This window comes from Streptomyces sp. 1331.2 (assembly GCF_900199205.1).
Classification (GTDB): Bacteria; Actinomycetota; Actinomycetes; order Streptomycetales; family Streptomycetaceae; genus Kitasatospora.
The window spans coordinates 4,741,326-4,759,083 of record NZ_OBMJ01000001.1 but is presented as its reverse complement, the minus strand read 5'-3'; the positions used below and the strand labels follow the sequence as shown (position 1 = coordinate 4,759,083).

14 protein-coding genes, 1 tRNA gene and 1 riboswitch are annotated in these 17,758 nt (G+C 73.5%); of the genes, 5 read left to right on the top strand and 10 right to left on the bottom strand.

All coding sequences use genetic code 11. From position 1 onward, the window contains the following. Nucleotides 1–7 precede the first annotated feature (7 nt). Nucleotides 8–766 (bottom strand): response regulator transcription factor, encoded by a 759-nt coding sequence (locus CRP52_RS20390; RefSeq protein ID WP_257032720.1) that lies wholly within the window; start codon nucleotides 764–766, stop codon nucleotides 8–10. A gap of 133 nt (nucleotides 767–899) precedes the next feature. Here CRP52_RS20390 and CRP52_RS38365 point away from each other — a divergent pair, with 133 nt between their 5' ends. Both CRP52_RS38365 and CRP52_RS20380 read left to right on the top strand, forming a co-directional pair. After that, nucleotides 900–1,433 (top strand): hypothetical protein, encoded by a 534-nt coding sequence (locus CRP52_RS38365; protein ID WP_179852864.1) that lies wholly within the window; start codon nucleotides 900–902, stop codon nucleotides 1,431–1,433. Nucleotides 1,434–1,634: 201 nt separating this feature from the next. Continuing rightward, on the top strand, nucleotides 1,635–2,117 hold the full coding sequence (locus tag CRP52_RS20380) for an Lrp/AsnC family transcriptional regulator (protein WP_179852863.1): 483 nt from the start codon (nucleotides 1,635–1,637) through the stop codon (nucleotides 2,115–2,117). Between the two features lie 9 nt (nucleotides 2,118–2,126). Here the strand turns inward: CRP52_RS20380 and CRP52_RS20375 are convergent, their stop codons facing one another. The 3 genes from CRP52_RS20375 to CRP52_RS20365 all read right to left on the bottom strand — a co-directional run bounded on the left by CRP52_RS20375 (nucleotide 2,127) and on the right by CRP52_RS20365 (nucleotide 5,977). After that, a complete protein-coding gene (locus CRP52_RS20375) occupies nucleotides 2,127–2,933 on the bottom strand; it encodes a S16 family serine protease (RefSeq protein WP_257032717.1) in 807 nt (268 codons plus the stop codon). A gap of 200 nt (nucleotides 2,934–3,133) precedes the next feature. Continuing rightward, entirely contained in the window at nucleotides 3,134–3,784 is a 651-nt protein-coding gene (locus CRP52_RS20370; protein ID WP_097237708.1) for an IclR family transcriptional regulator, read from the bottom strand. A 360-nt stretch (nucleotides 3,785–4,144) separates the two neighbouring features. Further along, nucleotides 4,145–5,977: a DEAD/DEAH box helicase gene (locus CRP52_RS20365; protein ID WP_257033101.1), complete on the bottom strand. Its 1,833-nt coding sequence runs from the start codon at nucleotides 5,975–5,977 to the stop codon at nucleotides 4,145–4,147. A gap of 308 nt (nucleotides 5,978–6,285) precedes the next feature. Here CRP52_RS20365 and CRP52_RS20360 point away from each other — a divergent pair, with 308 nt between their 5' ends. Next, a complete protein-coding gene (locus CRP52_RS20360) occupies nucleotides 6,286–6,711 on the top strand; it encodes an SsgA family sporulation/cell division regulator (protein ID WP_097237707.1) in 426 nt (141 codons plus the stop codon). 45 nt (nucleotides 6,712–6,756) lie between these two features. Here the strand turns inward: CRP52_RS20360 and CRP52_RS40555 are convergent, their stop codons facing one another. From CRP52_RS40555 to CRP52_RS20345, 3 genes are read right to left on the bottom strand one after another with little or no spacing between them, the layout of a single operon-like run. Beyond that, nucleotides 6,757–9,366 carry a rhomboid family intramembrane serine protease gene (locus CRP52_RS40555; protein ID WP_143685789.1) on the bottom strand — a complete coding sequence of 870 codons (2,610 nt, stop codon included), beginning with the start codon at nucleotides 9,364–9,366 and terminating at the stop codon, nucleotides 6,757–6,759. After that, nucleotides 9,333–10,658 carry an alpha/beta hydrolase gene (locus tag CRP52_RS20350; protein ID WP_097237705.1) on the bottom strand — a complete coding sequence of 442 codons (1,326 nt, stop codon included), beginning with the start codon at nucleotides 10,656–10,658 and terminating at the stop codon, nucleotides 9,333–9,335. The genes CRP52_RS40555 and CRP52_RS20350 overlap by 34 nt, the downstream gene beginning before the upstream one ends. Beyond that, complete coding sequence (locus tag CRP52_RS20345; RefSeq protein WP_257032715.1) at nucleotides 10,655–11,299, bottom strand: class F sortase; 645 nt, start codon at nucleotides 11,297–11,299, stop codon at nucleotides 10,655–10,657. The genes CRP52_RS20350 and CRP52_RS20345 overlap by 4 nt, the downstream gene beginning before the upstream one ends. 402 nt (nucleotides 11,300–11,701) lie before the next feature. On the opposite strand from CRP52_RS20345, the gene CRP52_RS20340 reads away from it, so the two are divergent. Further along, entirely contained in the window at nucleotides 11,702–13,018 is a 1,317-nt protein-coding gene (locus tag CRP52_RS20340) for a hypothetical protein (RefSeq protein WP_179852862.1), read from the top strand. 3 nt (nucleotides 13,019–13,021) lie between these two features. On the opposite strand, the gene CRP52_RS20335 is transcribed toward CRP52_RS20340, so the two are convergent. Beyond that, a complete protein-coding gene (locus CRP52_RS20335) occupies nucleotides 13,022–14,461 on the bottom strand; it encodes an MFS transporter (RefSeq protein WP_097237704.1) in 1,440 nt (479 codons plus the stop codon). A gap of 123 nt (nucleotides 14,462–14,584) precedes the next feature. Next, entirely contained in the window at nucleotides 14,585–14,899 is a 315-nt protein-coding gene (locus tag CRP52_RS20330; protein WP_097237703.1) for a DMT family transporter, read from the bottom strand. A gap of 44 nt (nucleotides 14,900–14,943) precedes the next feature. After that, nucleotides 14,944–15,010, bottom strand: a riboswitch (guanidine-III (ykkC-III) riboswitch). 83 nt (nucleotides 15,011–15,093) lie between these two features. Here CRP52_RS20330 and CRP52_RS20325 point away from each other — a divergent pair. Continuing rightward, a tRNA-Cys gene (locus tag CRP52_RS20325) sits at nucleotides 15,094–15,165 on the top strand. Between the two features lie 67 nt (nucleotides 15,166–15,232). Here CRP52_RS20325 and CRP52_RS20320 read toward each other — a convergent pair. After that, entirely contained in the window at nucleotides 15,233–17,560 is a 2,328-nt protein-coding gene (locus tag CRP52_RS20320; protein WP_097237702.1) for a xanthine dehydrogenase family protein molybdopterin-binding subunit, read from the bottom strand. Nucleotides 17,561–17,758 lie beyond the last annotated feature (198 nt).

Below are 17,758 nucleotides of genomic sequence, written 5' to 3'. Positions count from 1 at the left end.
AACCTCCTCATGTCCGGTGGCCCGCCGGTCCCCCGGCGGCTCCCGCCCCTCCGGCGGCTTCCGGTCCCCCGGCCGCTCCCGGCCCTCCGGCGGCCTCCAGCCGGACCCCGACGCCCCGGACGGTGTGCAGGTAGCGGGGGCTGGAGGCGGTCTCGCCGAGCTTGCGGCGCAGCCAGGAGAGGTGGACGTCGATGGTCTGGTCGCCGCCGTAGGTCTGCTGCCAGACCTCGGCGAGGATCTCCTTGCGCGGTACGACCACGCCGGGCCGCCCGGCCAGGAAGGCCAGCAGGTCGAATTCACGGCGGGTCAGGTCGAGCAGCCGTCCGTCCAGGGAGGCCTCGCGCCGCTGGAGGTCGATGGCCAGCCCCCCGACGCGCAGCACCTGGGTGACGGGTGCGGCGCCCCCTCCGAGCCGGCGCAGTACGGCGGCCATCCGGGCACTGAGGTGTTCCCCGGAGAAAGGTTTCACCAGGTAGTCGTCGGCACCGTCGTTGAGCAGTCGGACGATCTCGGCCTCGTCGTCCCGGGCGGTGGAGATGATCACCGGCACGTTGGTCAGGCCCCGGATCATCTTGAGCGCCTCGCTGCCGTCCAGGTCGGGCAGCCCCAGGTCGAGGATCACCAGGTCACAGCCCACCTGGGCGACCTCCCGCAGCGCCTCCAGCGCGGTGCCCACGCTGCGGACCGCATGACCGGTGTCGGTCAGGTGGCGGATGAGGGCGGAACGTACGAAGGGGTCGTCCTCGACCACGAGCACTGTTGCCATGGGCCTGCACGGTACGCCATCGGCGGGCAGTGGTCTGTACCTCGGGGGCGGTCCGGACAGTGGGCAACTGCCCTGAGGAACAGCCGGGGTGCCGGTCTCGGACGGGGTGGAGATGCGGCAGGATGTGCGGACGATGCGGAACGGACTGGTACAGCTCGGCGCCTGGGCGGCGGCCACCGGGGCGGCGGTGGCGCTGGCCTGGCTCGGCGTGCATGCAGTCCTGACCGACGCCGCGTTCGAGCAGCCCACGGCGCTGCCGCTGCCCTCCCCGAAGGCCGACGGCACGCCGTACTCCCCGACCGCCGCCCCCGAGCAGCCGCGCTCGGCCGTGCAGTCCGAGCCCCCGGCCCCGCCCACCACCCCGGCCGCCGCCACCACGCACCCGGCGGCACCCACCGCGACCGCCCCGCCCTCCCGTCGGCCCGCGCCCACCGCCACCGCGACGTCCACCGTGAAGAGCTACCCGATCCCGGGCGGCAAGGTCGCACTGGACCTGAAGGCCGACAGCGCCTCCCTGGTCTCCGCCACCCCGGACCCGGGCTGGCAGATGCAGGTGTGGAACGGCCCGCAGTGGATGCGGGTCGACTTCACCAAGGACAACCAGGCCAACTCGGTCTTCGTCTCCTGGAACGGCCACCCGCCGGTGGTCGAGACGGCCGTCCGCTGACGGCGCCCGGCCCCCTGAAGCGCCCCTCAGAACTGGTCAAGCCGTGCCCCGGGGCGGGAGAATCGGCCGCGCCGCTGTACAGCATGCCCACCCCAGGACGGTGCCGTGATGCCCCCCGCCCACTCCCCGAGCTCCCCCGGTTCGCCCGACTCCGCTCCGATCTCCACTTCCGTCTCCGCGTCCCCGCAGGCCACTTCGACCGTGGGCAGCACGAACGACACGATCGACGCCCTGGACGGCCGGCTGATCCGGCTGCTCGCCGAGGAGCCGAGGATCGGGGTGCTGGAGTGTTCGCGCCGGCTGCAGGTCGCCCGGGGCACCGTGCAGGCCCGGCTGGACCGGCTCCAGGCCAAGGGCGTGATCGGCGGCTTCGGCCCCGAGGTGGATCCGGCGGCGATCGGCTACCCGGTGACGGCCTTCGCCACCCTGGAGATCTCCCAGGGCCAGGGCTCGGACGTCCGGGCGCACCTGGCGAGCGTGCCGGAGGTGCTGGAGCTGCACACCATCACCGGGATCGGGGACATGATGGTGCGGATCGTGGCCCGGTCCAACGCCGACCTGCAGCGGGTGATCGACCGGGTGGTGGGCTTCGACGGGATCGTCCGCTCGTCCACCGCGATCGTGCTGGAGAACCCGGTGCCGTACCGGATCCTGCCGCTGGTGGACCAGGCCGCCGCCGAGTAGATCCCCGGATCAGCAGGAGGGAACGCTGCCGCCGCTCTTGAGCGCCTGCAGCGCCGCCACCGACTCGCCGAGCGTGCCGACCGGCACCAGCCGCAGCGTCCCGGGCAGGTTCACCTTGGCGTCCGTGCACTCGTCCCTGGGCAGCAGGAACACCGTCGCGCCGTCCCGGGCGGCCGCCTGCGTCTTCAGCGGGACACCGCCGACCGGGCCGATGGTGCCGTCCTTGTCGATGGTGCCGGTGCCCGCGACGGTGAGCCCGCCGGTGAGGTCGCCGCCCTTGCCGTCACCGGCGAGCTTGTCGACGATGCCCAGGGCCAGCATCTGGCCGGCGCTGGGGCCGCCGACGTCGCCCAGGTCGACCTTGACCTTCACCTGGTCCGGCGACAGGTGGAGGTAGTTCAGCGCGGCCGCGGTGGCGCTGTCCTGCGACTGGGCCATCTGCTCGGCGATCACCTCGTTGGCCTTCGCCGGGTCGCTCTCCGCGTAGACGGTGTCGGTGGGACGGACCGCCTCCTTCGGGTCGAACCAGGCCTGCATCGACCGCAGGAAGGTGTTGCGCTGGTCGGCGTTGGTCGCCGTGATGGTGACCATCCGCAGCTGGCCCTCGGTGGTGCGCAGCGGCGCCCCGGTGATGGTGAGCACCGGCTTGTCCTGGTAGGTGCCCAGGGTGTCCGCGGTCGAGCCCGGCCAGGTGATGGTGTACGGCAGCGGGACGAAGGCGGCCACGCCGAACAGCGAGGCGACCAGCAGCCCGCACAGCGCGAGCGCGCGGGTCCGCGGGGAGGTGAGGGCCTGGGGCAGCTTGGTGTCGGACACAAGGGGAATCCAAACACACGCTGCTACTCGCCCGCTCGCCTCCGGGGCGCTCCGGCGCGGTGCCGACGGTCGGCGCTCCCTCGCTTCTCCCTTTCGGTACCGGCGCGCCCCTTTGGCTCGGGGCGGGGTCGCCCGGGCCCCTTCGGCTCGGGGCGGGGTCGCCCGGGCCCCTTCGGCTCGGGGCGGGCGGGCGCGGGGCGCTACCGCAGGGCGTCGGCCACCTCGGTCGCCGCCTCCACCACCCGGGGGCCGACCCGCTCGGGCACCATCCCGTTGAGCATCACCACGCCGACGCTGCCCTCGATGCCGCTCAGCCCGAGCAGCGCGGCGGCCGCCCCGCAGGCCCCGGACTGTTCCTCCGCGCGGGTGATGACGAAGCCCTGTTCGGGCCGGCGCTGGCTGGGGAAGGTGCGGGCCTCCAGGATCGCCCGGCCGGCCGCGCTCTCGCCGAGCGGGTGGCGCTGCCCGGTCCGGTAGGCGACGTGGAAGTCGGTCCAGCTCGGCTCGACCACCGCGACGGCCAGCGCCTCGTTGCCGTCCACCAGGGTGAGGTGGGCGGTGGCGCCCAGGTCCTCGGCGAGGCTGCGCAGGGCCGGCAGCGCGGCCTCGCGCAGCAGCGGGTGCACCCGGTGCGCGAGCCGCAGGACGCCGAGGCCGACCCGGGCGCGGCCGCCGATGTCCCGGCGGACCAGGCCGTGCTGCTCCAGGGTGGCGAGGAGCCGGTAGACGACGGTGCGGTTGACGGCCAGCCGGGCGGCCAGTTCGGTGACGGTCAGCCCCCGCTCGGAGTCGGCGAGGAGCTTGAGGACCCGGACACCACGGTCCAGGGTCTGGGAGGTCTCGGCTGTCACGACGGGCAATCCTTTCCGCGGCGCTCGCGGGGCGTGCGGCGCCGGTCCAAGGTCGGTGTCGCGCGCAGGTGGGGGTGGCCGCGCTCGGACCGGTCGGTGTCTCCTTGACGCCCGTACGGTCCTGCGGCGCCCGTCCCGCGGGGGGGTTGCCCGGCGGAAGAGCGTGGGGGAAAGGTAGTGAAGGAAAGGTCCCGGCGGAAGTGGTTGTCCAAAATTCGGGCGTGATCGACTTCGACACCGCCGAAAATTCCGGACAAACGCCCCCAATTCACCTGGTACATCAGCGCACGAGTTCGACTTCGGTCCGAAGTCCGGACACACCGGGGCAGACGGCCCCTCCCGCGACCGCCTGCCGGACCGTTACTTCGCCCACTCCCGGATCTTCGCGATCCGCGCCTTGAGCTGGTTGGCGGTGGCCTGCGCGGTGAGCGGCCCGCCGCACTGGCGGCGCAGCTCGTTGTGGATGGTGCCGTGCGGCTGGCTGGTGCGGTGGTGCCAGGCGGCCACCAGCGCGTTCAGCTCCTTGCGCAGCTCCCGCAGCTCCTGGTGGGTGACGACCGGCCGCTGCTCGGCGGGCAGCTCCAGCAGGTCCGCCTCCTCGGCGGGCTTGGTCTTGCTGCGCTGGATCTGCCGGTGCTGGCGCTTCTGCAGCAGCATCTGCACCTGGTCGGGCTCCAGCAGGCCGGGGATGCCGAGGTAGTCGTCCTCCTCCTCGCTCCCCGGGTGGGCCTGCATGCCGAATTCCATGGCGTTGTACAGGACCCGGTCGAAGACCGCGTCGGAGCCGAGCGCCTCGTAGGAGAACTCCTCGCCGCCCGCGCCGTCCGGCCCGTCGTTGGCCCGCTCCGCCTCGGCGAGCAGCCGGTCCTCCTCGTCGAAGAGGCCCTCGCCCTCCTTCTTCGGCCGGTCCAGCACGTGGTCGCGCTGGACCTCCATCTCGTTGGCGAAGCCCAGCAGCATCGGGATGGTCGGCAGGAACACCGAGGCGGTCTCGCCACGCTTTCGGGCGCGCACGAAGCGGCCGACGGCCTGGGCGAAGAAGAGCGGGGTGGAGATCGAGGTCGCGTACACCCCGACGCACAGCCGGGGCACGTCGACGCCCTCGGACACCATGCGGACCGCGACCATCCAGCGCGAGGTCCCGGCCGCGTAGTCGGAGATCCGCTTCGAGGCCTCGGCCTCGTCGGAGAGCACCAGGGTAACCTTCTCGCCGCTGATCTCGCGCAGCATCTTGGCGTACGCGCGGGCGACGTTCTGGTCGGTGGCGATCACCAGGCCGCCCGCGTCCGGGATCGCCTTGCGGACCTCGGTGAGCCGGCGGTCGGCGGCCTGCAGCACGCTCGGGATCCACTCGCCCTGCGGGGAGAGCGCGGTGCGCCAGGCCTGGGCGATCAGGTCCTTGGTCATCGGCTCGCCGAGCCGGGCCTCCAGCTCGTCGCCGGCCTTGGTGCGCCAGCGCATGTTGCCGCTGTAGCTGAGGAAGATCACCGGACGGACGACGTGGTCGGCGAGCGCGTGCCCGTAGCCGTAGGTGTAGTCGGCGACGGACTTGCGGATGCCGTCGCTGCCCGCGTCGTACGCGACGAACGGGATCGGGTTGGTGTCCGAGCGGAACGGCGTACCGGTCAGCGCCAGTCGGCGGGTGGCCGGCTCGAAGGCCTCGAAGCAGGCCTCGCCCCAGGACTTGGAGTCACCGGCGTGGTGGATCTCGTCCATGATCACGAGGGTCTTGCGGGCCTCGGTCCGGTTGCGGTGCAGCATCGGGTTGACCCCGACGCCCGCGTAGGTGACCACGATGCCGTGGTAGTCGCGGGACAGCGGCCCGGAGGAGTACGCCGGGTCGAGCCGGATGCCTATCCGTGCGGCGGCCTCGGCCCACTGCTTCTTCAGGTGCTCGGTCGGTGCGACGACCGTCACCTGCTGCACCAGGTGGTTGTGCAGCAGGTACGAGGCCAGGGTGAGTGCGAAGGTGGTCTTGCCTGCGCCCGGGGTCGCGACCGCGAGGAAGTCGCGCGGCTGGGTCTCGATGTACTTGTCCAGCGCCCCCTGCTGCCAGGCCCGCAGCTTGCCCGCGGTGCCCCAGGGGGCGCGGCCGGGGAAGGCGGGCGAGAGGTGGTGCGAGGCGGCGGGCGCGGCGTGGCCGACGGCCCGTACGGGGGGCTGCGGCTCCGACACGTCGGAGAACAGCGGCATCGAGGAGGCGGCGGCAGTACTCACGGTCTCCGAGGGGGATCATCGCAGGTCAGAGGCAGTTTTGCGGCCCCGTCCCGCGGTCGGGCGGCGATCGGACAACCCGCCCAGCCTACCGGCCCGGCGCCGTCGGGGCCTCCAGGAGAGGCGCCGCGCCGGGCCCGCACGGCCGGAAATCGATGTGACGCACGTCACATCGGATCGGCGTCGAAACCGGGTAATCACGGTGATCACCAGGACTCTCACCAGGGTGAGGCCGCACCGCCCCTCCTGCCCCAGCGCGGCCTCGCACCGAACCGAAGGGACCTCCCGTGCGCACCGTCGAAGAGACCGTCCAGGCCCGTCTGATCCTCTCCTCCCACCGCTCCGTCCGGCTGCGGGCCGTCCTGTCCTACCTGCCGGAGGACCCGCTGGCCGTGCGGATGGCCTTCCCCGCCGAGTTCTCGCTGGACGAGGCCCCGGAGGTGCAGGGCGGCGAGGACATCGTCTGGGTCTTCGCCCGCCGGCTGCTCTCGACCGGAATCGAGGTGCCGACCGGCCTCGGCGACGTCCACGTCCGCCCCGCGCCCGGCGGCTGCACCATGGTCGAGCTGCGGGCCCCGGAAGGCACCGCGCTGCTCCGGTTCGACACCGGCGACCTGCGCCGCTTCCTGTGGCGCAGCCGCCTGGTCGTCCCCGAGGGCGAGGAGCACCTGCACCTGGACGCCGACCGCGCCCTCGCCCAGCTGCTCGGCTGAGGGGGCAGGCCGCCATTCGCCCGCTCGCCTCCGGGGCGGCCCCCCTCAGCCCGAGAGCTTGCGCATCAGCCGGACCCCCTGCGCCGCCGTCAGGTGCGGCAGGTACGCCTTGCCGATCGCCCGGGTGATGCCGGGCAGCGCGGCCGGGTCGGGGTAGGCCATGTACATCGGCCGGTACTCCGGCTGGAACTTGGCCTTGAACGCGAGCAGCGAGCGGAAGCCGTACACCGGCTCCAGCGCCTTGCCCATCCAGTCCAGCATCCGCTGCAGGCCGGTGGGCTCCTCGTCCTGCCCGGTGCGGGCCAGCGGTGCGCCCGACAGCGACAGGAAGCGCGCGCCCTCCTCCTTGAAGCCGAGCGCGGCCGAGGCGATCAGGAACTCGCTGACGCCGCGGAAGCCGTCCGAGCGCCGGCGCATGAAGTCGAGCGTCCAGCCGACCGGCACACCGTCCTCGTACACCGGCATCCAGCTGGTCAGCCCGTGCACGACCCGCTGCTCGTCCACCGCGATCAGCACCCGCACGTCCGGGTCGTCCAGCTCCTCCAGCCCGCCGAGGGTGAAGCCCATCTCGGGCAGGCCCTTCTCGGAGACCCACTCCTCGGAGATCGCCCGGATCTGGTCCCGCAGCGCGAGCGGCGCCTCGTGGTAGGCCCACCACTCCGCGGTGATGCCCTGCTTGCCGGCCTTGTTGAGCGCGGTGCGGATGTCCTGCCACTTGCGGCCGGTGAAGGCCAGCTCGGGCAGCGCCACGACGGTGTCCTCGGCGACCTGCACCGAGCGCCAGCCGAGCTGCGCGGCGGCGTCCCTGGTCTGCCCGCAGACGCTGTAGAAGCACGGCGTCCAGCCCCGGGCGTCGCAGTACCGGGCGAAGCCGGCCACCGCCCGGGCCCGGTCCTCGGGCGCGCCGAAGGGGTCGCCGGTGGTCAGGGCGACGGTGCCCACCAGCCGGTAGGCGACGGCCGCCCGGCCCTGCTCGTCGAACCAGTAGTGGTTGCCGTCCCAGGTGGTGATGAAGGACAGCGTCCCGCCGCCGTGGGCGGTCAGCAGCGCCCGGGCCCGGGCGGCGGCCTCGGCGTCGGTGTGCACCGACGGCCGGCGGAAGGCCGACAGCAGGACGGCCAGTGCCACCACCCAGAACGCCAGCCCGCAGTACGTCTCCAGGAAGCGCGCCACCGGGCCGACCGCGATCGGGTAGTCCGGCGTCAGGTCGTTGTACGCGGGCGGCAGGAACTGCGCCGGCAGCCCGTGCAGCAGCCGGCGCACGGTCGCGCCCGGTTCGAACTGGCTCGCCACCAGCCGCCCGAGCCCGACGTACGCGGCCGAGGAGACGAATGCGGCCCCGCCGAGCACCAGCAACAGCCGGCGCACCGAGCGGCCGGACAGCCGCACCCGGAACCGCTTGCGGGTGGCCAGCAGCAGCCCGGTGGTCAGCAGCGGCAGCAGCATCGCCTCGACGAAGTACTGCACCACGTCCCGGCTGACCGGCCCGGCGTCCAGGTACAGCCAGCCCAGCAGCGCCCCCCAGAGCAGTTCGGTGGCGACGGTCACCAGCCAGGCGAACCGCAGCCCGCGGCGCAGCCCCTCGGCGAGCACCAGCAGCAGTGCGGGGAACAGCGCCGCCATCAGCCGGCCGGGGGTGTCGAAGATCCGGACGACGGCGTGCGCGCGGGCACAGTCGTGCGCCGAGATCGCGCAGAAGTCGGCGACCTCCTCCGGGCTCAGCCGGTGCGAGAAGTACAGCTCGGAGAAGGTGTTGAAGGGCCCGCTGGCGGTGTCGTACAGCGAGGCGATCAGCGGTCCGAGGGCGGCGGCCACCAGGCAGAGCGCGACCAGCACCCGGGTCTCGGAGTGCGAGGAGCGGTGCGAGCGCAGGTACGGGCGGCCGCGGCTGAGCAGCGCGCCCACGCCGAGCCCGGCCAGCGCCGCGGCGCACCGCTGGACGCTCTGCAGGTGGCCGACGTACAGCGTCATGACCAGCGGCAGGAGCAGCACCAGCAGGTGCAGTCGGCGGCGCCACAGCACGGTGAGCCGGTAGCCGAGCACCCCGGCCAGCGCGAACAGGCCGACGGCGGGGCCGACGGAGATCTGGTCGGACACCGAGGCGGTCCACTGCTCCCCGGCCGAGGAGCCGAGGGCGACCAGCCCGGTGCCCAGCAGGGTGCCGACGATCTGCCCGCCGACCAGCACCGCGAGGGTGCGCAGCCGGCCGAGCCGCTGCTCGGCGGCCGGGCCGACCAGGAGCAGCAGCAGGCTGGCGAACACGTACGAGCCGATGCCCGAGCACCAGAACATCGAGGTGAACGGTGCCCACCAGTGGCCGTCGGTGAGCGTGGGCACGCCGACCCCGGCCCGGCCCAGCAGCCGTTCGGACGGCCCGCGGGTCAGGCTGCCGGTGGCCGCGCCGAGCAGCCAGAGTCCGGCGAGCAGCGCCAGGGTCAGCGGCGCCGCGCGCAGCCGGACGCCGAGCGCCCGGGCCGCCCGCCGGGCCCGCTGCGGGCGCGGTTCCGGCGTCCGGGTGACGGGTGCGCGGTCCGCGCCGCGTTCGGCCGCGCGCTGGGCGACGACCCGGGGCACCTTCTGGTCCTGCTCGCCGGCGGCGACGACGGCCGTTCCCGCCCCCGTCACCGGGTCAGCCCGGTCTGCTGGGCGAGCCACGGGATCTGCTGGGCGATGCCGGGTCGGAAGACGACCCAGCCGTGGCCGCCCGGCATCAGCTCGAACTTGGACTTCATCCCGGCCGCCTGCACGGCCTGGTTGACCTTCTCCATCTGCGGCCTGAACTCCTCGTCGGTCTCCCCGACGAGCAGGGCGACATTGGTGTCCGGGAACTTCCTGCGGGCCATCACGTGCAGCGGGTCGACCGCGTCGAACTTCTTCCCGTCGCCGCCGAACGCGGCCTTGACGGTCTGCTCGCGGCTGCCGAGGGTCGGCTCCAGCTGCCCGGACATGTCCAGGACGGTGCCGTACACGTCGGGCGCGTTGACGCCGAGCTGGAGCGCGCAGGTGCCGCCCATCGAGGCGCCCCCGATCGCCCAGGTGTTGCGTCCGGTCGCGGTCTGGAGGTTCTGGTGGATCCAGTTGGGGACGTCCACCGCCAGGTAGGTCTGGGTCTTGGCGATCTTGGAGTCGAGGCAGAGCGTGTTGGCCCAGGTCGAGCCGAGCTGGTCGGGCATCACCACGATCGGGGCGAGGCCGCCGTGCTCCGCGGCGTAGGCGTCAAGTGCCTCGTTGATCTGCGCGGAGAGCACCCAGTCCCCCGGGATGCCGGGCTGACCGGTGATCATCACGACCACCGGGAGCAGCGGCCGCGGGTTGGCCTGGTAGGCGGGCGGGAGGTAGACGTACGCGTCCCGGGCCTTGAAGCCCGACCGGGCGCCGGGGATCGGCACCACCGAGACGGTGCCCTTCTCCGGCAGGCCCGCCGGCGGCTGCCAGACGTCCTCCAGCACCTTCCCCGGCGGCGTGGCCACGGTCTGGGCGGCCTTGTCCATGACCAGTCCGTCGGTCTTGGTCAGCCACGGCGCCAGCATCACGCGCCCGCTCGGGAACTGGCCGAAGCCGATGTTGACCTCGGAGGAGGCCATCAGCACCACCAGTGCGCTCAGGCCCAGCACGAGCCCCCGCCGCTTCCAGCCGGGCCGGCGCATCCGGTAGCCGGCCAGGCAGAGCCCGAGCAGGGCGACGGCTATCCACCAGGTCACGTACTCGGGCGTGCCCTCCGGGAAGGGGTGCCACCAGCCGTCGACCACGACGTCCAGCAGCAGGCTGAGCGCGGCGGCGGTGAACAGCGCGGCGGGCAGGCGGAAGCGCCACCAGCGCCGGTCCCGGCCGACGGCGAGCGCGAGCAGGGCCCCCCACCCGACGACGTACACGACGTGCGGGATCAGGCCCTCGGTGAGCGGCCAGTCGATCGGGTTCCAGCGGGAGGCGAGAGTCAGCGTGGTCATACGGCTTTGCCCGGCGGGGTGGTGTCGGCCAGGAACCCGTAGGCGACGACGTTGCCGTCGTAACCGTGTTCCTCGCTGTAGGCGCCGCCACAGGTGATCACCCGTAGTTGCGCGTCGGCGGCCTGACGGTAGACCCGATCGTCCGGGAAGTCCTTTCGGTCGTGCACTTCGATGGCGTACAGCTGGTAGACGGCGGTGGCGCCGTCGGCGCGGGCGATCTCGATCCGGTCCCCTCGACGGAGCGCTCCCAGATGGTAGAAGACGGCCGGACCCGACTTGTTGTCGACGTGCCCCGCGAGGATCGCGGTGCCGCGCTGGCCGGGGCTGGCGCCGCCGCGGTACCAGCCCGCCAGGTTCCGGTCGGCCTCGGGCGGGGCCTGCAGGTGTCCGTCGGAGTCCAGCCCGAGCGCGGTGACCGGGGCGTCCAACCGGACGGCCGGGATGCGGATCCGGGTGGGTGCGGACGGGCCCAGCGGCGGGACGACGGAGACCGGCGCGATGCCGGCCTGTGCCTGGCCGGCGCCCGGGGCGGGCGGCAGCACCAGCGGGCCGCCGTCGTGCAGCAGCCAGGCGCCGAGCACCAGCGCGGCCCCCGCCGCCAGGGTGCCCGGCCAGGGGCTCCTGCTCTGCTGGACGCCCACGGGCGCTCCCCTCTGCCGACGGAACCCCGCTTCCTGGGAGTTTCCTGGGAACAATTGAACCGGATGGGACTGTATGGCACGTCCATACGATGGTCATATCGACACCCCCCGATCGGCAGGGACGCCGGCGCTTTCCCCTGCGCCGGGTGGGCACCCGGTCGCGGAGCGCGACGGCCGCCTCCCACGCGCGGACGCCACGGGACCGCGCCTGGCAAGACCTACCGACGGTTTACGGCCCCGATCGGTTGCGTCGTTCGAGCGATCACTCATGACCGCGCGCTGCGCCTCTTCGACCGTTTCCACCCTCGTGCCATGCTGACGCGGTCACGGGTTCGATCCCCCGCGTGTCCGACCGGGCCCATCCTCCCGCACGCAGTCGAACGCCACATGAACGGAGTGACCATGGACGCTCTGTCCCGCCGCACCCTGCTGGCGGCCGGCGCCGCCACCGCCGCCACCCTGGCGGCCGGCTGCGGCAGCAACCACGCCACCGGCGGGGAGCGGGCGACCGGCGCCGCCGGCCCGGCCACCGGCGCGGCCGACGAGCAGGGCACGACTCCGGCCCCGGCACCGGTCGTCCCCAAGCCCCAGGCCGTCCTGATCGGCGACGGCTCCACCTCCGACACCGGCGCCCAGCCGCACCAGCCCGTCCCCGAGCAGCTCCGCCCCGGACAGCGCCCGCCGCAGTTCGTGGTCTTCTCCTGGGACGGCGCCGGCGAGCTCGACAACGGCCTCTTCGCCCGCTTCCGCCGGCTGGCCCAGGAGCACGACGCGAAGATGACCTTCTTCCTCAGCGGCCTCTACCTGCTGCCCGAGTCCAAGAAGGACCTCTACCGCCCGCCGCAGCACAAGGTCGGCGCCTCCGACATCGGCTACCTCAGCGACCAGCACATCCACGACACCCTGGAGAACCTGCGCGCGGCCTGGCTGGAGGGCCACGAGATCGGCACCCACTTCAACGGCCACTTCTGCGGCGCCACCGGCGTCGGCAAGTGGTCCCCCGAGGAGTGGGACAGCGAGATCCAGCAGGCGATGGACTTCGTGACGAAGTGGCGCACCAACACCGGCTTCACCGACCTGCCGGCCCTGCCCTTCGACTACCGCAAGGAGCTGATCGGCAGCCGCACCCCATGCCTGGAGGGCCAGCGCAACCTGCTGCCCACCGCGGTCAAGCGCGGCTGGCGCTACGACAGCAGCGGCAACGGCTCCCAGGTGTGGCCGCAGAAGATCCAGGGCGGCGCGCTGTGGGACCTCCCGCTGCAGTCCATCCCCTTCCCCGGGCACACCTTCCAGGTGCTCTCGATGGACTACAACATCATGTACAACCAGTGCGGCCCCAACACCAAGGCCGACCCGGCGCTCTACCCGGGCTTCCAGGCCCAGGCCCGCGACGCCTACCTGATGGGCTTCGACCGCACGTACAACGGCAACCGGGCGCCGTACATCATCGGCAACCACTTCGAGGAGTGGAACGGCGGCATCTACATGAACGCCGTCGAGGACGTCCTCAAGTCCATCGCGGGCAAGCCGGAGGTCCGGCTGGTCTCCTTCCGCCAGCTGGTCGACTGGCTGGACGCCCAGGACCCGGCGGTCCTGCGCAAGCTGCAGACCCTCGCCCCGGGCCAGTCCCCGGCCGGCGGCTGGGAGGCCTTCCTCGGCACCCCGGCGGCGCCGCCGGTCCCCGCCGCCACCGGCGCCGCCCCCGCCCCCGTCGGCTGACCGTCAGGACCGGGTACGGACCCGGCCGGAGAGCAGCGCCCCCAGCAGGGCCACCCCGGCCATCACCAGCAGGATCACCGCGAAGGCGCCGGACGACCCGGCGCCTTCGGCCGTTTCGTGGCCGACCGCCAGGGCTCCGCCGCCCAGCGCCGCGAACAGCACCCCGGCCAGGCCGGTGAGCAGCACGTTGCCCAGCGCGTCGCTCATCTGCAGCGCCGCCGAGTTGGCCCCGGAGTCCTCCGGCGCGGAGAGCCTCATCATCAGCACGCTGATGCTCGCGATGGCCAGCCCCATCCCGACGCCGCCGATCCCCCAGGCCACCGCGGCCACCCAGGCCGGCACCGCCGGAACCAGCACCAGCGCGGCTCCCGCGATCGCCACTGCGGTCAGCACGAAGCCGACCCGGATCAGCGCCTCGCGGTAGCGCTCGGCCCCCGGCCGGCCCTGCAGCCAGGAGCCCAGCGCCCAGGAGAGCCCGCCGCTGGTCAGGGTGAGCCCGGCCAGGGTCGGCGACAGGCCGCGCTGGGTGGTCATCATCAGCGGGATGAAGGCCTCGGAGGCGAAGAACGCCCCGGCCGCCACCCCGCGCAGCAGGATCACCGTCGGCAGCCCGCGCCCGGCCCGCAGGGTCCGCTGCGGCAGCAGCCCCAGGACGGCCGGCGCCAGCAGCGCCGCCCCGGCGATCCCGGGGAGCAGCCCGACGAGGTCGCGGCGCTGGCCCGCGTACTGCAGCAGGCCTGCACCGAGCGCGGCCATCGCCGCCAGCCGGGTGCGCCGGCGGTCGAAGTCCGCGCCCCTGGGCACCGGGTGCTCACGCTCGGAGCGGGCCAGCGCCGGGCCCATCACGGCCAGCGGCAGCAGGATCAGCACCGGTACGGCCAGGAACACCCAGCGCCAGCCGAGATGCTGGGTGACCGCTCCGGCGACCAGCGGGCCGACGATCGAGGGCAGCACCCAGGCCGAGGAGAAGGCCGCGAACACCGACGGCCGCAGCCGCTCCGGGTAAGCCCGGCCGACCACCACGTACAGCGCGACGATCACCAGCCCGCCGCCCAGGCCCTGGACCGCCCGCCCGGCCACGAACACCCACATCCCGGGCGCCGTCCCGGCCACCAGCAGGCCGACGCCGAACACCCCGATGCCGGTGAACAGCGGCTGCAGCGGCCCGCGCCGGTCGCACCACTGACCGGAGACGACCAGGGCGAACAGCGTGGTGGTGAAGTAACCGGAGAAGGCGAAGGCGTACAGCCCGAGGCCGTCCAGCTGGCGGGCCGCGGTCGGCATCGCGGTGTTGACGGCGGTCGCCTCGAAGGCGATCACCAGGACCACCGAGACGATCCCCAGGGTGAGCGCGCGGTAGCGACCGCTGAGCACCCCGCCGGCGGCGTCGTCGTCGAGGGGTATCGGAACGGGGTCGACCGAGGTGGGGGAGGCAGTGGTCATACCTGACATCGTAAGAGCCGTCCGCCTCGATGACCCCTGACCAGGGTCGGTGATCGACTCGGTCCCGGGGCCTAGGACCAGGCGGCCCGGGACCGGCCGGGCACCGGGAGGGCCCCGGGGGCGTCAGTGCAGCACCTTGAGGCCGACCACGCCGGAGACGATCAGCAGCAGGCAGGCGATCCGGGCCGCGGTCACCGCGTCCCCCAGGACGGCCATGCCGTAGAGCGCCGTGCCGACCGCGCCGATGCCGACCCAGACCGCGTAGCCGGTGCCGATCGGGATGGTGCGCATCGCATACGCCAGGCCGCCCATGCTGAACAGCAGCGCGACGCCGAAGACGAGGCTGGGGACGAGGCGGGAGAAGCCCTTGGAGGATTCCAGGGCGACCGCCCACACGGTCTCCAGGATTCCCGAGACGATCAGAACGAGCCAGGCCATGACGGTGATTCCTCCGCAGTCCACAGCGGCCGGATTGCCGCTGAACTGCGCCGTCTTGTCGTCACCGGGTACGACGCGCTCGTCCGGGGTGGCGGGAAAAAGCCACCGGACTTCGAACGTAGCACACCTTGCCATACAGAATTTACACAACGGCGTTGACCCCGCTCCGCCGGATCCGCCACCATGAATTCACTGGCCGTGTGCCCGAGTGGTTTAGGGAACCGTCTGCAAAGCGGTGCACGCGGGTTCGATCCCCGCCATGGCCTCGCGGAAAAGGAATTGCCGGTCGACTTCCGAAGAAGTCGGCCGGCAATTCCTTTCGCTTTTCTCCGCTCAGCCCGTGACGGCGTCCTCCGCCCGGATCGGCAGCCGGCCGACCGGCAGGCCGGTCGCGGCCCGGACGGCCGCGGCGACGGCCGCCGGGGCCACCACCGCGGGCACCGCGCCGACCGCCTTGGCGCCGAAGGGGGCGACCACGTCGCGCTCCTCCAGCAGCGCCGCGATCCGCACCTCCGGGGTGTCCAGCGCGGTGGGCAGCCGGTAGCCGGTGAGCGAGGGGTTCTGCAGCACGCCGCCCTCGGTGCGCAGGTCCTCCAGCAGCGCCAGGCCGACGCCCTGGGCCACGCCCGCCTCGATCCGGTCCTCGATCTGCCGCGGGTTCAGCGCCCGGCCGACGTCCTGGGCGACCGTCATCTCGACCACCCGCACGGCGCCCAGCTCGATGTCCACGTCCACCACCGCCCGCATCGCGCAGAACGAGATGGAGACGAAGGCGTCGCCCTGCCCGGCCTCGTCCAGGGGCTCGGTGGGGTGCGGGCGGCACTGCGCGGTGGCCCACAGCTCCTTGCCCTCCAACGCCTCGGCGACCGGCATGCCGAGCACCCCGTCGTACGAGGTGATCTTGCCGTCGGCGATCTGCAGCAGCTCCGCCGACATCCCGAAGTTCGCCGCGATCGGCTGCAGCAGCTGGTGGCGGACCATCAGCGCGGCCCGCTCGACGGCTCCGCCGGAGACCCAGGTGTGCCGGCCGCGGGCGGAGGGCCCGGCGATCGACTGGTCGCTGTCGGCGGGCGCGATGTAGACCTCGCTGACGCCCAGGACGGTCTGCACGATCTGCCGGGCCAGCGTGGCGAAGCCCTGCCCGGAGTCGACGGCCGCGCAGATCACCGTGGCGTGGTCGCCGCTGACCCGGACGGTCGCGGTGGAGACCTCGTCCTCGCCCTCTGCGCCCAGCATGTGCACCATGCCGACGGCGTAGCCGATGCCGCGGCGCACCGCCGCCGGGTCGCCCGCGCCGCCGGGCCCGCCGGGCAGCAGCCACTCGGCGTCCGGGTCGTCCACCGGCAGGGCCGGCAGCGGCTCGTCCGCGACGGCGTCCAGCAGCGCGCGCACCGGCGCCGGGCAGGTGACGGCCTGTCCGGTGGGCAGCGGGTCGCCGGTGGACATCGCGTTGCGCCGGCGGATCTCCACCGGGTCCACGCCGACCCGCGCGGCCAGCTGGTCCAGCTGCGATTCGTACGCGAAGCAGGCCTGCAGTGCGCCCTCGCCGCGCATCCGGCCGGCCGGCGGGTTGTTGGTGCGCACCGCCCAGGCGTCCACGAAGACGTTCGGGCAGACGTACGGGCCGACCGAGAACGCCGTCGCGGCGGCCAGCGCCTCGGCGGAGACGTCCGCGTAGGCGCCGCCGTCCAGCAGGATCTGCGCCTCGACCTTCACCAGGGTGCCCTCGGCGTCGGCGTGGTGGCGGTAGCGCAGCAGCGCGGGGTGGCGCGAGGTGTGGGTGTGGAAGGACTCCTCGCGGGTGAGGGTCATCTTCACCGGGCGGCCGGTGCGCAGCGCCAGCAGCGCCAGGGTGACCTGGAAGGACAGGTCCTCGCGGTCGGTGGTGGCGCCCGGCACGCCGGTGACCACCAGTCGGACCCGGTCCGGCTCCAGGCCCAGGCAGGCGGCGGTGCGGTCGCGGTCGCCGTGCGGGTCGGTGGAGGACAGGTGCAGCTCGACGCCGCCGTCCGGCCGCGGCACGGCCAGCCCGGCCTCGGCGCCGAGCGGAGCCGGGTCCTGCCGGCCGACCTGGTACAGGCCCTCGACGACGATCTCGCCGACCGCGTCCGGGTCCCCGGTGCGCAGCGGAAGGTGGCGGAACAGGTTGCCGTCCGGGTGCAGCGCCGGCGCGGTGAAGGACTGCTCGGGGTCGGTCACGGCCTCCAACGGCTCGTAGTCGACCGCGATCAGACCGACCGCCAGCCGGGCGGTGTCCGGGTGGTCGGCGGCCACCGCGGCGATCGGCTCGCCGTGGTGGCGCACCACGCCGGCCGCCAGCACCGGCCGGTCGGCGACGATCGGGCCGGCCGGAGCGCCGTCGGGGGTGCCCTCCGGGCCGGGCGGCAGGTCGGCGGCGGTGACCACGGCGTGCACGCCGGGCAGGGCCAGTGCGGCCGAGGTATCGATGCCGCGGATCCGGGCGTGCGGGTGCGGCGAGCGCAGCAGCGCGCCCCACAGCAGCCCCTCCGCCCACAGGTCGGCCGCGTACGGGTAGATGCCGAGCGCCTTGGGCAGCGCGTCACTGCGCAGCGGGGAGCTGCCCAGGCCGAACGGCTCCGGTGCGCCGCCCTCGCCGCCGTCCTGCTGGAGTGCTGCGCCGATGTCGGTAGGCGACGTCATGATGCGTGGTCGTCCTCGGGGAGCCGGATTCCGTGGGCGGGGGTGGCGCCGTACGGGACGCCGGCCGGGGCACCGCCCTCGGCCTGGGCACCGTGCGGGGCGGCGTACGGGGTGCCGTGCGGCGGCGTGCCGTCGAAGGCGGCGCCGGGCAGCGGGGTGCCGTGCGCGGGGGTGGGCTCGTAGACCGGGGCGTCGTAC

Bases quoted from the DNA above. Each gene is read 5' to 3' on its own strand.
- CRP52_RS20320 (WP_097237702.1), bottom strand. From the start codon at position 17,560: ATGACGTCGCCTACCGACATCGGCGCAGCACTCCAGCAGGACGGCGGC.
- CRP52_RS20390 (WP_257032720.1), bottom strand. From the start codon at position 766: ATGGCAACAGTGCTCGTGGTCGAGGACGACCCCTTCGTACGTTCCGCC.
- CRP52_RS20365 (WP_257033101.1), bottom strand. From the start codon at position 5,977: ATGCCGCTGTTCTCCGACGTGTCGGAGCCGCAGCCCCCCGTACGGGCC.
- CRP52_RS20340 (WP_179852862.1), top strand. From the start codon at position 11,702: ATGGACGCTCTGTCCCGCCGCACCCTGCTGGCGGCCGGCGCCGCCACC.
- CRP52_RS20335 (WP_097237704.1), bottom strand. From the start codon at position 14,461: ATGACCACTGCCTCCCCCACCTCGGTCGACCCCGTTCCGATACCCCTC.
- CRP52_RS38365 (WP_179852864.1), top strand. From the start codon at position 900: ATGCGGAACGGACTGGTACAGCTCGGCGCCTGGGCGGCGGCCACCGGG.
- CRP52_RS20350 (WP_097237705.1), bottom strand. From the start codon at position 10,658: ATGACCACGCTGACTCTCGCCTCCCGCTGGAACCCGATCGACTGGCCG.
- CRP52_RS20330 (WP_097237703.1), bottom strand. From the start codon at position 14,899: ATGGCCTGGCTCGTTCTGATCGTCTCGGGAATCCTGGAGACCGTGTGG.